15 protein-coding genes and 1 tRNA gene are annotated in these 14,497 nt (G+C 32.2%); 15 read left to right on the forward strand and 1 reads right to left on the reverse strand.

The features are described from left to right. The first annotated feature begins 307 nt into the window (after positions 1 to 307). The 12 genes from uvrC to MUA21_RS04275 all read left to right on the forward strand — a co-directional run bounded on the left by uvrC (position 308) and on the right by MUA21_RS04275 (position 10,475). A complete protein-coding gene (gene uvrC / locus MUA21_RS04220) occupies positions 308 to 2,092 on the forward strand; it encodes an excinuclease ABC subunit UvrC (protein ID WP_262561934.1) in 1,785 nt (594 codons plus the stop codon). A 337-nt stretch (positions 2,093 to 2,429) separates the two neighbouring features. Beyond that, entirely contained in the window at positions 2,430 to 3,041 is a 612-nt protein-coding gene (sdhC, locus tag MUA21_RS04225) for a succinate dehydrogenase, cytochrome b556 subunit (RefSeq protein WP_046207834.1), read from the forward strand. 40 nt (positions 3,042 to 3,081) lie between these two features. Next, positions 3,082 to 4,845, forward strand: coding sequence for a succinate dehydrogenase flavoprotein subunit (gene sdhA / locus MUA21_RS04230; RefSeq protein WP_046207833.1), 1,764 nt, complete (start codon positions 3,082 to 3,084; stop codon positions 4,843 to 4,845). Position 4,846: 1 nt separating this feature from the next. Beyond that, a complete protein-coding gene (gene sdhB, locus MUA21_RS04235; RefSeq protein ID WP_262561935.1) occupies positions 4,847 to 5,671 on the forward strand; it encodes a succinate dehydrogenase iron-sulfur subunit in 825 nt (274 codons plus the stop codon). A 372-nt stretch (positions 5,672 to 6,043) separates the two neighbouring features. Next, positions 6,044 to 6,838, forward strand: coding sequence for a glutamate racemase (racE, locus tag MUA21_RS04240; protein ID WP_046207831.1), 795 nt, complete (start codon positions 6,044 to 6,046; stop codon positions 6,836 to 6,838). Between the two features lie 15 nt (positions 6,839 to 6,853). Then, a complete protein-coding gene (locus MUA21_RS04245; protein WP_046207830.1) occupies positions 6,854 to 7,435 on the forward strand; it encodes an XTP/dITP diphosphatase in 582 nt (193 codons plus the stop codon). Beyond that, positions 7,435 to 7,944 carry a YfcE family phosphodiesterase gene (locus tag MUA21_RS04250; protein WP_070658370.1) on the forward strand — a complete coding sequence of 170 codons (510 nt, stop codon included), beginning with the start codon at positions 7,435 to 7,437 and terminating at the stop codon, positions 7,942 to 7,944. The genes MUA21_RS04245 and MUA21_RS04250 overlap by 1 nt, the downstream gene beginning before the upstream one ends. Before the next feature lie 272 nt (positions 7,945 to 8,216). After that, a tRNA-Arg gene (locus MUA21_RS04255) sits at positions 8,217 to 8,290 on the forward strand. A gap of 846 nt (positions 8,291 to 9,136) precedes the next feature. Beyond that, positions 9,137 to 9,271, forward strand: a complete 135-nt coding sequence (locus tag MUA21_RS04260) for a beta-class phenol-soluble modulin (protein ID WP_019469301.1) — start codon at positions 9,137 to 9,139, stop codon at positions 9,269 to 9,271. 34 nt (positions 9,272 to 9,305) lie between these two features. Continuing rightward, complete coding sequence (locus MUA21_RS04265; RefSeq protein WP_046208718.1) at positions 9,306 to 9,440, forward strand: beta-class phenol-soluble modulin; 135 nt, start codon at positions 9,306 to 9,308, stop codon at positions 9,438 to 9,440. A 47-nt stretch (positions 9,441 to 9,487) separates the two neighbouring features. Then, the gene (locus tag MUA21_RS04270; protein WP_019469303.1) at positions 9,488 to 9,622 is read left to right on the forward strand and encodes a beta-class phenol-soluble modulin; all 135 of its coding nucleotides are present in this window, start codon (positions 9,488 to 9,490) and stop codon (positions 9,620 to 9,622) included. A gap of 166 nt (positions 9,623 to 9,788) precedes the next feature. Next, positions 9,789 to 10,475: a YjjG family noncanonical pyrimidine nucleotidase gene (locus MUA21_RS04275; RefSeq protein ID WP_107526117.1), complete on the forward strand. Its 687-nt coding sequence runs from the start codon at positions 9,789 to 9,791 to the stop codon at positions 10,473 to 10,475. 156 nt (positions 10,476 to 10,631) lie between these two features. On the opposite strand, the gene MUA21_RS04280 is transcribed toward MUA21_RS04275, so the two are convergent. Beyond that, the gene (locus tag MUA21_RS04280) at positions 10,632 to 11,072 is read right to left on the reverse strand and encodes an N-acetyltransferase (RefSeq protein ID WP_046208716.1); all 441 of its coding nucleotides are present in this window, start codon (positions 11,070 to 11,072) and stop codon (positions 10,632 to 10,634) included. 275 nt (positions 11,073 to 11,347) lie between these two features. Between MUA21_RS04280 and bshC the strand changes: the two genes are divergently transcribed. From bshC to rsmH, 3 genes are all read left to right on the forward strand, one after another. Further along, the gene (gene bshC / locus MUA21_RS04285) at positions 11,348 to 12,961 is read left to right on the forward strand and encodes a bacillithiol biosynthesis cysteine-adding enzyme BshC (protein WP_262561937.1); all 1,614 of its coding nucleotides are present in this window, start codon (positions 11,348 to 11,350) and stop codon (positions 12,959 to 12,961) included. Between the two features lie 147 nt (positions 12,962 to 13,108). Beyond that, positions 13,109 to 13,540 carry a division/cell wall cluster transcriptional repressor MraZ gene (mraZ, locus tag MUA21_RS04290; protein WP_046208714.1) on the forward strand — a complete coding sequence of 144 codons (432 nt, stop codon included), beginning with the start codon at positions 13,109 to 13,111 and terminating at the stop codon, positions 13,538 to 13,540. A 14-nt stretch (positions 13,541 to 13,554) separates the two neighbouring features. Further along, positions 13,555 to 14,490 (forward strand): 16S rRNA (cytosine(1402)-N(4))-methyltransferase RsmH, encoded by a 936-nt coding sequence (rsmH, locus tag MUA21_RS04295; RefSeq protein ID WP_107526115.1) that lies wholly within the window; start codon positions 13,555 to 13,557, stop codon positions 14,488 to 14,490. The last annotated feature ends 7 nt before the right edge of the window (positions 14,491 to 14,497 follow it).

A 14,497-nucleotide genomic window follows, 5' to 3' on the forward strand; every position in this document is an offset into this window, starting at 1 on the left:
CTCAGGTTTTTTCTGTGACTTTTTGTTATTCCAACTGAAGCCATAGTTGTTTGAAGTGTCTTTTTCAGAGCCACACTTCCATTTTGAGGATGAAAGCATTTTATGAATAACAATTAAAATATCTAGTTGTTACATTTTGATATGGAAATGAATACTTTGGTTTAATGCTAATGTATATTCTATAATGTAGGTAAGAATTGAAAAGTTTTATTTGCAAACAAGCGTTAATCTCTATATAACGGTTATGCAAATTTTTATAATTACTATTTTAACAATGTACTTTTATTAAGAAAGGAGGGGAACTTAAATGGAAAAATACCAAGAAGATATTAAACAAAAATTAACGGTAGTCCCCACTGAACCAGGTTGCTATTTAATGAAAGATCGAAATGATCAAGTCATTTATGTCGGCAAGGCTAAAAAATTAAGAAATAGATTAAGGTCTTATTTTACAGGTGCACATGATGCTAAAACGACACGACTTGTTTCAGAAATTAGAAACTTTGAATATATTGTAACTTCGAGTGAAACAGAATCTTTACTACTCGAACTTAATTTGATTAAACAATATCAACCGAGATATAACATTTTGTTGAAAGACGATAAAAGTTATCCTTTTATCAAAATTACAAAAGAAAAGTATCCTCGTTTAATCGTGACACGCACAGTTAAAAAAGGGACAGGAAAATATTTTGGACCTTATCCTAATGCTTATTCAGCTCAAGAAACAAAAAAGTTATTAGATAGAATTTATCCATTTAGAAAATGTGATAAAATGCCCGACAAATTGTGTTTATATTACCATATTGGTCAGTGTTTAGGACCTTGTGTTTACCCGGTAGATTTAAATAAATATGCAGAAATGACTAAAGAAATCACTGATTTTTTAAATGGTGAAGATAAAACAATACTGAATAACTTAGAACAGAAAATGAACGAAGCGAGTGAATCGTTAGACTTTGAAAGAGCAAAAGAGTATCGAGATTTAATTCAACATATTCACAATTTAACTAAGAAACAAAAAATCACTACTTCAGATAATACTATAAGAGACGTATTTGGCTACAGTGTGTCAAAAGGTTGGATGTGTATTCAAGTGTTTTTCATAAGACAAGGGAATATGATTAAACGAGATGCTACTATGATTCCGCTGCAGCAAACAGAAGAAGAAGAATTTTATACTTTTATAGGTCAGTTTTATGATTTAAATCAACATATTCTCCCTAAAGAAGTGCATATTCCTAAAAATTTAAACAAAGATATTATCCAATCGGTTGTAGATACAAAAATAGTTCAGCCGATTAAGGGCAAGAAAAAAGAAATGATTGATTTAGCAAATCATAATGCTGAAGTTACTTTAGAGAATAAATTTGAACTCATTGCTAAAGATGAATCACGTACCGTGAAGGCGATTGAAGAATTAGGTGACCGCATGGGAATTCAGACACCTATTCGTATAGAAGCTTTTGATAATTCAAACATCCAAGGTGTACACCCAGTTTCAGCCATGGTGTCGTTTATTGATGGTAAACCAAATAAAAAAGGATACCGCAAATATAAAATTAAAACGGTAGATGGCCCAGATGATTATAAATCTATGAGAGAAGTTGTGCGTAGACGTTATACTCGTGTTTTAAATGAAGGTACTCTATTACCAGATTTAATCATCGTTGATGGTGGTAAAGGCCATATGAGCGGGGTTATCGATGTGCTTGAAAACGAATTAGGTTTGGATATACCAGTCGCTGGGTTGCGTAAAAATGATAAACACCAAACTTCAGAGATTTTGTACGGTGAAAGTGCAGAGATTGTACCTTTGAAAAAAAATAGCCAAGCATTTTATTTACTTCAAAGAATACAAGACGAAGTTCATAGATTTGCAATTACATTTCATAGACAAACTCGCCAAAAAACTGGCTTGCAATCAGTATTAGATACCGTCGATGGTATTGGTTCTAAACGAAAAACTAAATTATTGCGAACTTTTGGTTCCATAAAGAAAATGAAAGAGGCAAGCATTGAGGATTTAAAATCTTCTGGTTTACCTCAAAAAGTTGCTGAGAATCTTCATCACGCACTATATAACAAATAGATAAAAAAGAATATGGCATGAGAATCATTCTCATGCCCAAAATTTTATGAATTAGTGTTACAATAGCAAATAACAGGAATTCTTTTTTTAAAAGTATATGGAAGCGTTTACTAATTGAGAAAAGTTATCACTTAAATCTAAATAATAAAACAATTGTCAAATTCAACTAGGGGTATTACTTCATTGTTTTATACATACATGTTGAAGTTTATATTGTTATAAATATAAAGCGATTGCATAACATGTTGTTGTTTAGTTTTAGTTGATAAGTATCATCACATTTATACTTTAAAAAAAGATACCAAAAAATTAATTGTTTCACAGGGGGGACTTCCTTTTGGCATATTCGAAAAATCAATTCTATTTAAGACGCTTACATTCTTTGTTAGGCGTAATACCGATAGGTGGATTCTTATTAGTGCATCTACTTGTTAACCATCAAGCTACAAAAGGCGTTGAAGCGTTTAACAAGGCTGCTGGATTTATGGAATCTTTACCATTCTTGATTGCATTGGAGTTTATCGTAATTTATATTCCAATTCTATATCATGCGGTATATGGTGTACATATTGCCTTCACGGCAAAAGAAAACGTAGGACATTACTCTCAATTTAGAAATTGGATGTTCTTATTACAACGTTTGACTGGTATTATAACGTTTATTTTCATCGGAATACATTTGTGGCAAACACGTATTCAGCGTGCATTAGGTGAAGAAGTTAACTTCGATATGGTTCATGATATTGTATCTAATCCAATTTGGTTAATTTTCTATATCATCTGTTTACTTGCTGTAACATTCCACTTTGCAAATGGCTTATGGTCATTTTTAGTTACATGGGGTGTTTTACAATCTAAAAGATCACAACAAATCTTTACATGGGTATCACTTGTTGTATTTATCGTAGTTTCATATATCGGAATAAGTGCTATCCTTGCTTTCGTATAATTTAAAAATGTTTCAGATATATTTAGGGGAGTGACTATTTATGGCAGAGAAGAAAATTATTGTTGTCGGTGGAGGACTTGCCGGTCTGATGTCAACAATTAAAGCAGCAGAACAAGGCGCACATGTTGACTTGTTCTCATTAGTGCCTGTTAAACGTTCACACTCTGTATGTGCACAAGGTGGCATAAACGGAGCAGTGAATACAAAAGGTGAGGGTGACTCACCTGCTGTTCACTTTGATGATACAGTTTACGGTGGAGATTTCTTAGCGAATCAACCACCAGTAAAAGCAATGGCAGAGGAAGCGCCAAACATTATACATTTACTTGACCGTATGGGTGTAATGTTCAATAGAACAAATGAAGGCTTGCTAGATTTCCGTCGCTTCGGTGGTACCATGTATCATAGAACGGCATATGCTGGAGCAACAACTGGTCAACAATTAATGTATGCCTTAGATGAACAAGTACGTAGCTATGAAGTGGATGGTTTAGTTACAAAATATGAAGGATGGGAATTCTTGGGCATTGTCAAAGATGATGACAATATGGCTAGGGGTATTGTGGCTCAAGACATGACATCTTCTGAAATAAAATCATTTGGTTCAGATGCAGTTATTATGGCTACTGGTGGTCCAGGTATCATATTTGGTAAAACAACTAACTCAATGATTAATACTGGTTCTGCTGCGTCAATCGTCTATCAACAAGGTGCGATTTATGCAAATGGTGAGTTTATTCAAATTCATCCAACTGCAATTCCTGGCGATGACAAACTACGATTGATGAGTGAATCAGCTCGTGGTGAAGGTGGCCGAATTTGGACATATAAAGATGGTAAACCATGGTATTTCTTAGAAGAAAAATATCCAGATTATGGTAACTTAGTACCTCGTGATATAGCTACACGTGAAATTTTTGATGTATGTGTGAATCAAAAATTAGGCATTAATGGTGAAAACATGGTCTACCTTGACCTTTCACACAAAGATCCGCATGAGTTGGATGTAAAATTGGGCGGAATCATTGAAATTTATGAAAAATTCACTGGTGACGATCCAAGAAAAGTACCGATGAAAATCTTCCCAGCGGTGCACTATTCAATGGGTGGACTTTATGTAGATTATGATCAAATGACAAATATCAAAGGTTTATTTGCAGCTGGTGAATGTGATTTCTCACAACATGGTGGTAACCGTTTAGGTGCTAATTCATTGTTATCTGCCATATACGGTGGAACAGTTGCAGGACCAAATGCGATTGAATATGTCGCTAATATTGAAAAATCATATACTGATTTAGATGATAGTATTTATGAAAAACGTGTTAAAGAAGAACAAGATAAATTCGATAATTTATTGAAAATGAACGGTACAGAAAATGCGTATAAACTTCATAGAGAACTTGGTGAAGTCATGACAGCAAACGTTACTGTTGTACGTGATAATAAAGCATTATTGGAAACAGACAAGAAAATCGTAGAATTGATGGAACGTTACCAAAATATTGATATTGAAGATACTCAAACTTGGAGTAACCAAGCGGTATTCTTTACGCGTCAGTTATGGAATATGTTAGTATTAGCACGTGTAATTACAATCGGTGCATATAACCGAAATGAGTCTCGTGGGGCACATTATAAACCTGAATTCCCTGAAAGAAACGACGAAGAATGGTTGAAAACGACTTTAGCATCATATCAAGGAAAAACAGAAGCGCCTAAATTTACATACGAACCAGTAGATGTAAGTTTAATCCCACCTCGTAAACGTGACTATTCAAGTAGTTCTAAAGGAGGTAAATAAAATGGCAGATACTAAAGAAGTAAATGAAACTCAAGTGCAAGACGAACAACAAAGCCAACAACAAAATCAAAATACAATTAAGCTCATCATTAAACGACAAGATGATGCAGAGTCTAATCCTTATGAAGAAGAATTTGAAATTCCTTACAAAGAGAATTTAAATGTTATTGCTTGTTTAATGGAAATTAGACGTAATCCAGTCAATAGTAAAGGTGAGAAAACAACACCTGTTATTTGGGATATGAACTGTTTAGAAGAGGTTTGTGGTGCTTGTTCTATGGTTATCAATGGTAAAGCAAGACAATCTTGTACAGCAATTGTTGATCAATTAGAACAACCAATAAAGTTAGAACCAATGAGTACATTCCCAGTTATTCGTGACTTACAAGTTGATCGTAGTAGAATGTTTGATAATTTGAAACGTATGAAAGCATGGGTACCGATTGACGGTACGTATGACCTTGGACCAGGTCCTCGTATGCCAGAGAAAAAACGTCAAACTGCATATGAATTATCTAAATGTATGACGTGTGGTGTATGTTTAGAAGTTTGTCCAAACGTTACAAGAAACAACGATTTTGTTGGTGCGCAAGCTATTTCACAAGTTAGATTGTTTAACTTACACCCAACAGGTTCAATGACTAAAGATGAACGTTTAAATGCATTGATGGGTACAGGTGGGTTACAAGAGTGTGGTAACTCACAAAACTGTGTTAACGCATGTCCGAAAGGCATTCCTTTAACGACATCAATAGCTGCATTAAACCGCGAAACTTCTTTCCATATGTTCAAATCATTCTTTGGTTCAGACCACCAAGTAAACTAATATATAATGAAAATGCTAACAAAGTTTAAACTTTGTTGGCATTTTTTTATGAAATATTTTATAGATACAAATTTAATACAGTGATTAAGCTTTAAAAAGTATATATACTATAATAAAATTTTTAATTTATTAGTGTATTAAAATATTGATATATAGATTATCTGATTATATAAAAATTTTCCATTAGAAATATTGTGAATTTTGTTAAATAGCGAAGCACTGATGTGACTCTATGATTCAATGATGCTAACCTATTGATAAGTATAAAATTTGAATTGTCTGCTATTTTGTATTATAGGTCTTGGAAAATGATTTTGAAAACGCAGCTATGCTACAATAAAAGACAAGTAAATATATAAGGATGAACAAGATATGGAGAAACCGATTGGAGTTATTGACTCTGGCGTTGGAGGTTTAACAGTTGCTAAAGAAATCATGCGCCAATTACCAAATGAAACCATTTATTATTTAGGAGATATAAAACGCTGTCCATATGGACCAAGAGAAGCTTCTGAGGTAAGACAATTTACTACAGAATTAGCTGAAAAACTCATGACGTTTGATATCAAGATGTTAGTGATTGCATGTAATACTGCAACGGCAGTGGCATTAAAACATTTACAAAACTTATTGGCAATACCTGTTATTGGCGTTATTGAACCAGGTGCTAGAACAGCGATTATGACAACAAAAAATCAAAATGTTTTAATATTAGGTACAGAAGGTACGATTAAATCAGAGGCATATCGACATCACATTAAGCAAATAAATCCAAATGTAGAAGTATCTGGTGTGGCATGCCCAGGCTTTGTGCCTCTCGTAGAACAAATGAGATACAAGGATCCAACGATTACGAGTATCGTTATACATCAAACGTTAAAACAGTGGAGAAATAGCAAAGCAGATACAGTTATTTTAGGATGTACACATTATCCTTTACTTTATCAGCCGATTAATGATTATTTTCACGGAGAAAAAGTAGTTATTTCATCTGGATTAGAAACAGCCAGAGAAGTGAGTGCATTATTAACATTCAGTAATGAACACGCAGGTTATAAGAAACAGCCCGCACATAAATTTTTTGCGACAGGAGAAACAGAACATATCGAACGTATTATTGAAGAATGGTTAAATATGAAAGCAACAGTTGAAAAAATAGAAGTTTAAAGTGAGGCGTAAAAAATGGAAGATATTGTTATTGCATCAAATAATAAAGGGAAAATAAATGATTTTAGAGTTATTTTCCCTGATTATAATGTTATAGGCATTTCAGAACTCATCGAAGATTTTGACGTTGAGGAAACAGGTGACACGTTTGAAGAAAATGCAAGACTAAAATCTGAAGCAGCTGCAGAAGCATTAAATAAGCGTGTTATTGCTGATGATAGTGGATTGGAAGTTTTTGCTTTAAATGGAGAGCCAGGTATATATTCAGCGCGTTATGCTGGAGAAACAAAAGATGATAATGCAAATATTGAAAAACTCCTAACTCAGTTAGGTGATGAAACAGACCGTAGTGCACAATTTGTTTGTGTTATTAGCATGAGCGCACCGGGTGAAGATACAGTACAATTTAAAGGAACTGTACAAGGAGAAATCACACTAAATAAAATTGGTGAACATGGCTTTGGATATGATCCTATCTTTTTTGTAGAAGACAAAAATAAAACAATGGCTCAGCTAACTGCAGAAGAAAAAGGACAAATTAGTCATAGAGGTAAAGCAATAGAACAGCTACAAGAATATCTAGAAGGTGATCAATAATGTCGAAATGGATTATAGTTAGTGACAATCATACTGAACAAGGTGTGCTATTTGATATTATAAATCAGCATGAGGATATAGATGCTGCCATTCACTTAGGTGACTCTGAATTCGCTTATGATGATAGTGAACTCAGTTACTTTTATAGAGTAAAAGGGAATACTGATTTTTATCCTGAGTTTCCAAATGAACAAACAATCGATATAAATGGTATTAAGGCATTTTTAACTCACGGTCATTTATATCAAGTGAATCGTACAAGAATGCCTTTAGCAGAACAAGCAAAAGCAGCAGACTGTAAATTTGCTTTTTATGGTCATACACATGTTGCTAAACATGAAACAATAAATGGTGTGCATGTCATAAATCCAGGTAGTATTTCACAGTCGAGAAGTAATATTGAAGAAACATATGTAGAATTGCTTATTGATGATACGAGATTAGAAGCAACTTTAAATTTCCGTAATCGAAATCATGAAATCATCAGTAGTGAAAATTTTGTACTCTAAATAAGTGGGGTGAATCTACGTCTAGAAATGATTGAATCGTAGGTTCATCTTCGTATTACTGTAAAGCGTTGAATGTAAGAAACATTTTACATTTCAGTGTTGTAAAAATAGTGCTCACGTTAATGGATTGTACTATTTAAAGAATTTAAATAAATTAGCAATATTATGATAAAAAGTTTACAATAGTGAAAAATCATATTTATTTTTAAGGAATAGAGTATTGCTTTATCAGTGTAAATTAGATATAATTATTCTTGTGTTCAAAAGATAATGTCCTGGTAGCTCAGCTGGATAGAGCAATGGCCTTCTAAGCCATCGGTCGGGGGTTCGAATCCCTCCCAGGACGCTAATAACGTAAAATACATAATAAATTATGTGTTTACTGACTAGGTCGCTAATATATTAGCGGTCTTTTTTTGTTTTGTTTGTTTTTTACATGCGCAGTGAACAACATATACTGTTAATTTATGGCTTAATAAAGTTAAACTGCTAATTGCAAAATAGGGTTACTTATGAAATTTGTTATTGAATCAAGTAAATTATACTCAAAATATAGGGAAGTTTTGTCAGAAAGTAATGCTTTAGCTAGTAAATTTAAACACGGCTTTGATTATATAGTTGTGGCATAACAATCATTATTATATATTGTTGTAATCATTTAAATTTATTAGGTGCTTAAATTGTATATAGACGATTAAGACAATAAATATGTTTTAGGATAATGCTAAGTGGTATTGAATATATAACTATAAGGTAATATAATTTAATGATTATTTGCGTTTGCGCTACTTCAATTTGAAGTGGCGCTTTTTTGATGTTTGTATCGAATCAATAAATGCATGTATAAACTGTTAGATAAAAATATTGAGAAATACCACAATAAGTATAATCATCGTTAAAGCATTTATTAATTTTATTTATATATAAATTTTATAAATAAATCATCGTTCATAAATTACATGGCATGAAATTGCGTAAAATACAGTTGGGCATTCAAAACTGTAAACCAATGTATCTTTTGCTACAGTTTTTACTACTATTTAACGAAGTATGAAATAAATCACAAATTTATATGCAAATGTCTTATAGTTATAGATAACAAACGATACTTAATTAAATAACAAATTAACAGTATCGTTTAAAACATAAAAAACAGTCATAAGCATTTATCTTATAATAAGGAGTGTTTATAATGGAAGGTTTATTTAATGCAATCAAAGATACAGTACAAGCTGGCATAGCAGGAGACGGTGCTAAATTAGGTACAAGTATCGTAAGCATCGTAGAAAACGGAGTAGGTTTAGCAAGTAAATTATTTGGATTCTAATATAAATATATAAATAATAAAGGAGAAATAAATTATGACTAAATTAGCAGAAGCAATTGCAAACACAGTAGAAGCAGCAAAATCAGGTAACGGTTCAGAATTAGGTACAAGTATTGTAGATATCGTTTCAAGTGGTGCAGGTTTACTAGGAAAACTTTTCGGATTTTAAAAATAGCAGATTATTTATTCTAAATAACATAATGAGGAGTGTTTATAATGGAAGGTTTATTTAATGCAATTAAAGATACAGTACAAGCTGGCATAGCAGGAGACGGTGCTAAATTAGGCACTAGTATTGTAGATATCGTAGAAAATGGTGTAGGTTTAGCAAGTAAATTATTCGGATTTTAATTTGAATTTCTATGACGGACTGGCCAAGGTAATAACCTTGGCCTTTTTTGTTTGCTAATATTTGAAATATGGTATGATGAAATAAAATTCGACTATGTTTATACATTAACGATGACATAATTAATTGACTTTATTAAGTGAATTCATTAAGGGGTTAGAAAATACTATGAATAAAAGATGTTTGCTTATCGATTTTGACGATACAATTGTAGATTTTCATGATGCTGAAGCATATGCATTTCATCAACTTACAAAAAAATATAATTTAGAGACAGATCAAAATGATTTAAATCAATTTATAACTGTAAACCAAGCACATTGGGAAGCGTTTCAACAAAATCAATTAACAAAAACTGAAGTGTTAAGTAAAAGATTTGAAGTGTATTTTGATTTACATCAAATCAATGTGAATGGGCAAGAAGCGGATGTAATCTTTCGGGATGAACTCGCAAATGCCCCAATAAAGTATTTTATGAATACGGTGGAAACATTGAGCATGCTCAAAAACACTCACGATCTATATATTGTTACCAATGGAGTTTTGGAAACACAACAAAGACGTATAGCAAAAACAGAAATGGGAGATTGGTTTAAAGGTGTGTTTGTATCTGAGCAAACTGGATATCAAAAACCTATGCCAGAATTTTTTGATTTTGTTTTTAATAAAATCGGTCATGACAAAAGAGCTCATGCAATGATTGTTGGCGATTCAATAACATCAGATATTTTAGGTGGAAAAAATGCGGCAATAAAAACATGTTGGTTTAATCCAAGAAATAAAATAAATGATACAGAAATTAATCCAGATTATACTATCGAATCGCTTGATCAATTGTTAGATATAGCAAAATAAAAGAAGCGTGAATTATAATCAGAAAAATTGATTGTAATTCACGCTTCATATTATGTTAATGATAATTTAAGAAATGAAAAAGTTTACTTTATAAAAAAACATATACTATATATTAAAAATGTGTGTATCATTATTTAGTGGTATTGGACAGGAAAATCATGGTGTCCAAATAAGTATATCGTGACCGTCTTTATTTTGTTGTTCGATATCTTTAAATCCATGTTTAATGAAGAAATTTTTTGATTGGTTACGAGCAATGACTTTAATAGGTTGGCCTTGTTCCTTAGCGAAATCTAGCAGTGCTTCGCCGTAACCACGACCTTGGAAATCACGTAAAACTTCTAATTTCCATAAAATATTATAATCATCAAAATCTGAGAAGTATACTTCTTCAACTTCTCCTTTACGGTATAAAGCCATACGAGCACCTAACCTATCACCGACATATATGCCATAAAATGGTGAGTCCGAACTAGCGTCTATCATTTCACCGCGTAATTCATCTACTAAATATAAATCTTCATTTCCGAAGTTCCTAAAATCTTCAAATAATTCATCTGTTTTGTAATTAATATCTAGTCGTTTAACATTACTCACTTTAGCTTCCCCCTTTGCTTTATTACTAACTATTATACCTTATTTTATTGGATATTTCACAAAAATGAATGCTTAAAACATTTTATGAAAAATCAATATTAATTTGTGCTTTGTTTTAATATATTTAAAGGTATTGATCGTATGTATAAGCATTGGATTACAACGTTGAAAGAGAGTAAGTATAATTTCTAATAAATTTATAAGCCGTAAAATTGTCAATGTTGAATATAAACTTTATACTAAATAGGAATAGAGTAACGTAAGGAGAATTACGAATGGATTGTATGACAACGAAACTTAATGAAAAAGATCAATTTATAGCGAATATTAAAAATAGTGATTCAACTTTAGCTAAGTATTATCATCTTGATGCAATGGATGAACAAAATTATAAAAAAAGACTACTTTCAGAAAATAATGGAAGAGAAGCGTCTCTAGCCAAAATCATTGAAGCATATATGGATGATTTAACATTAGATTATCAACAAAATAAAAATTTAAAAGCGCTTAGTAAAGGTGCGAAAGTTGTAATCGGTGGTCAACAAGCTGGTTTGTTTGGTGGACCTTTATATACGTTTCATAAAATATTTTCGATTATTACATTAAGTGAAAAACTATCGAAAGATTACGATACACATGTTGTCCCTGTTTTTTGGATTGCAGGTGAAGATCATGATTTTGATGAAGTAAATCATACTTATGTTTTTAATGAACATACGGCAACGTTACAAAAAATAAAATATAGTACTATGACGCCTCCAGAATCTAGTGTTTCAAAGTATACGCCAGATAAAGAAGCGTTACATAAAGCATTAAATCAATTTTTCAAAGAATTAAAAGAAACTGAGGCTTCTCCAAAACTATTAAACATGTGTAGAAAGATTATCGATAACTATGATGGTTGGACTGACATGTTTAAAGCGCTATTACACGAAGTTTTCAAACATTACGGATTATTACTGATAGATGCAAATGATAAAGCATTGCGTCATTTAGAAAAGCCAATGTTCAAGGATATTATTAAAAATCATAATTTAGTTGACGATGCCTTTAGGCAAACACAGGCTCAAACTATCACTGACGGCTTAGATCATATGATACAGACAGAGACGAATGTACATTTGTTTATGGATGATGGTGGTGTAAGACAACTATTAACTTTTGAAAATGAACGTTTCTATTTAAATAAATCAGAGAAATCGTTTTCGGAACAAGAACTTCTTAATATGGTAGAAACAGACCCAGAAAAATTTTCTAATAATGTCGTTACGAGACCAGTAATGGAAGAATGGCTATTTAATACAGTAGCATTCATAGGCGGCCCTAGTGAAATTAAATATTGGACAGAATTAAGTGAAGTTTTTCGAACATTACAAGTAGACATGCCTATCGTTTTACCACGATTAAGGATTACGTATTTAAATACCAGAATAGAAAAATTAGTAGCACAATATCGATTGAATTGTAATAATATCATTGAAAAAGGAATTGAAGCAGATAAAACAAAGTTTATTAGATCTAAAGCTTCGCAATCTTTTATAGAACAGATTGAAGCTTTAAAAGAACAGCAAAATGATTTGTTTCAATCTCTTCAGACAGAAGTTAAAGACAATCATGATAATAAGGTATTGTTGAACAAAAATAACGAAATTCATCAAAAGCAATTTGATTATTTAATAAAACGGTATTTATTGAATGTTGAAAGAGAAAATGACATTAGCATGAAACATTTTGAGCTCATAAGCCAAACACTCCATCCAATGGGTGGATTACAAGAAAGAATTTGGAATCCACTTCAAATTATGAATGATTTTGGGATAGATGTGTTTAGTCCCTCCACTTATCCACCACTTTCATACACATTTGATCATATATTGATAAAACCTTAGAGTATCAAGGGAAGCACCCGGTTCATTTAAAAGATGAATCGGGTGTTTTTTTCTATGTTTCAAGAAATTTTGGTGAAATTTGTATAATTAGTGGAGGATAGTGGTGAGATGTGGTAAATTATATATAAGAAGGTGAGGTGATTATAAATGTTCATGGGTGAATACGAGCATCAATTGGATACTAAGGGACGTATGATTGTTCCGTCCAAATTTCGTTATGACCTAAATGAGCGTTTTATAATTACCCGTGGCCTTGATAAATGCTTATTTGGTTACACTTTAGAAGAATGGCAAGTAATTGAAGAGAAAATGAAAACCTTACCAATGACAAAAAAAGATGCGCGTAAATTCATGCGTATGTTCTTTTCAGGTGCTGTTGAAGTGGAATTAGATAAGCAAGGGCGTATAAATATTCCTCAAAATTTGAGGAAATATGCCAATTTGAGTAAGGAATGTACGGTAATAGGTGTCTCAAACCGTATTGAAATTTGGGATAGAGAAACTTGGAATGATTTTTATGATGAATCAGAAGATAGTTTTGAAGATATTGCCGAAGACTTAATTGACTTTGATTTTTAAATGGAGGCGTTAAATTGTTTCATCATGTCAGCGTTATGCTAAAAGAAACTATAGATTATTTAGATATTAAAGAAGATGGCATATATGTCGACTGTACATTAGGTGGAGCAGGCCATGCCCTCTATTTATTAAATCAAATTGGTGACGAAGGTAGACTTATTGCAATTGATCAAGATACAACAGCCCTTGAAAATGCAAAAGAAGTATTGAAAGAGCATATACATAAAGTTACCTTCGTCCATAGCAACTTTAGAAAATTAACTGAAATTTTAGATGATTTAAATATTGAAAAAGTAGATGGTATTTATTATGACTTGGGTGTGTCTAGCCCCCAATTAGACGTACCTGAAAGAGGTTTTAGTTATCATAATGATGCGAAATTAGATATGCGTATGGATCAAACCCAATCATTATCAGCGTATGAAGTAGTTAATGATTGGTCATTTGAAAAATTAGTGAGAATTTTTCATCGTTATGGCGAAGAAAAATTTTCGAAACAAATTGCTAGACGAATAGAACAAAATAGAGCACAAAAGCCAATTGAAACAACTTTAGAACTGGTGGATGTTATTAAAGAAGGAATACCTGCTAAGGCAAGACGAAAAGGCGGGCATCCTGCTAAAAGGATTTTCCAAGCAATTAGAATTGCAGTTAATGATGAATTGTCTGCATTTGAAAATTCATTAGAACAAGCAATCGAGCTTGTGAAAGTGAACGGAAGAATATCTGTGATCACGTTCCACTCGTTAGAAGATCGCCTTTGTAAACAAATGTTCCAAGAATATGAAAAAGGCCCCGAAGTGCCAAGAGGCTTACCAGTTATTCCAGAAGCTTATACACCAAAATTGAAAAGAGTTAATCGAAAACCAATTATTGCTACAGATGAAGATTTAGAAAAAAATAATCGAGCGCGTAGTGCCAAGTTACGTATAGCTGAAATACTAAAATAAGGAGTGA

It is taken from the genome of Staphylococcus ureilyticus, assembly GCF_025558845.1.
GTDB classification, from domain to species: domain Bacteria; phylum Bacillota; class Bacilli; order Staphylococcales; family Staphylococcaceae; genus Staphylococcus; species Staphylococcus ureilyticus.

Coding starts and splice junctions, on each gene's coding strand:
- uvrC (WP_262561934.1), top strand. CDS start 308: ATGGAAAAATACCAAGAAGATATTAAACAAAAATTAACGGTAGTCCCC.
- sdhA (WP_046207833.1), top strand. CDS start 3,082: ATGGCAGAGAAGAAAATTATTGTTGTCGGTGGAGGACTTGCCGGTCTG.
- sdhB (WP_262561935.1), top strand. CDS start 4,847: ATGGCAGATACTAAAGAAGTAAATGAAACTCAAGTGCAAGACGAACAA.
- racE (WP_046207831.1), top strand. CDS start 6,044: ATGGAGAAACCGATTGGAGTTATTGACTCTGGCGTTGGAGGTTTAACA.
- MUA21_RS04245 (WP_046207830.1), top strand. CDS start 6,854: ATGGAAGATATTGTTATTGCATCAAATAATAAAGGGAAAATAAATGAT.
- MUA21_RS04250 (WP_070658370.1), top strand. CDS start 7,435: ATGTCGAAATGGATTATAGTTAGTGACAATCATACTGAACAAGGTGTG.
- MUA21_RS04260 (WP_019469301.1), top strand. CDS start 9,137: ATGGAAGGTTTATTTAATGCAATCAAAGATACAGTACAAGCTGGCATA.
- MUA21_RS04265 (WP_046208718.1), top strand. CDS start 9,306: ATGACTAAATTAGCAGAAGCAATTGCAAACACAGTAGAAGCAGCAAAA.
- MUA21_RS04270 (WP_019469303.1), top strand. CDS start 9,488: ATGGAAGGTTTATTTAATGCAATTAAAGATACAGTACAAGCTGGCATA.
- MUA21_RS04275 (WP_107526117.1), top strand. CDS start 9,789: ATGAATAAAAGATGTTTGCTTATCGATTTTGACGATACAATTGTAGAT.
- bshC (WP_262561937.1), top strand. CDS start 11,348: ATGGATTGTATGACAACGAAACTTAATGAAAAAGATCAATTTATAGCG.
- mraZ (WP_046208714.1), top strand. CDS start 13,109: ATGTTCATGGGTGAATACGAGCATCAATTGGATACTAAGGGACGTATG.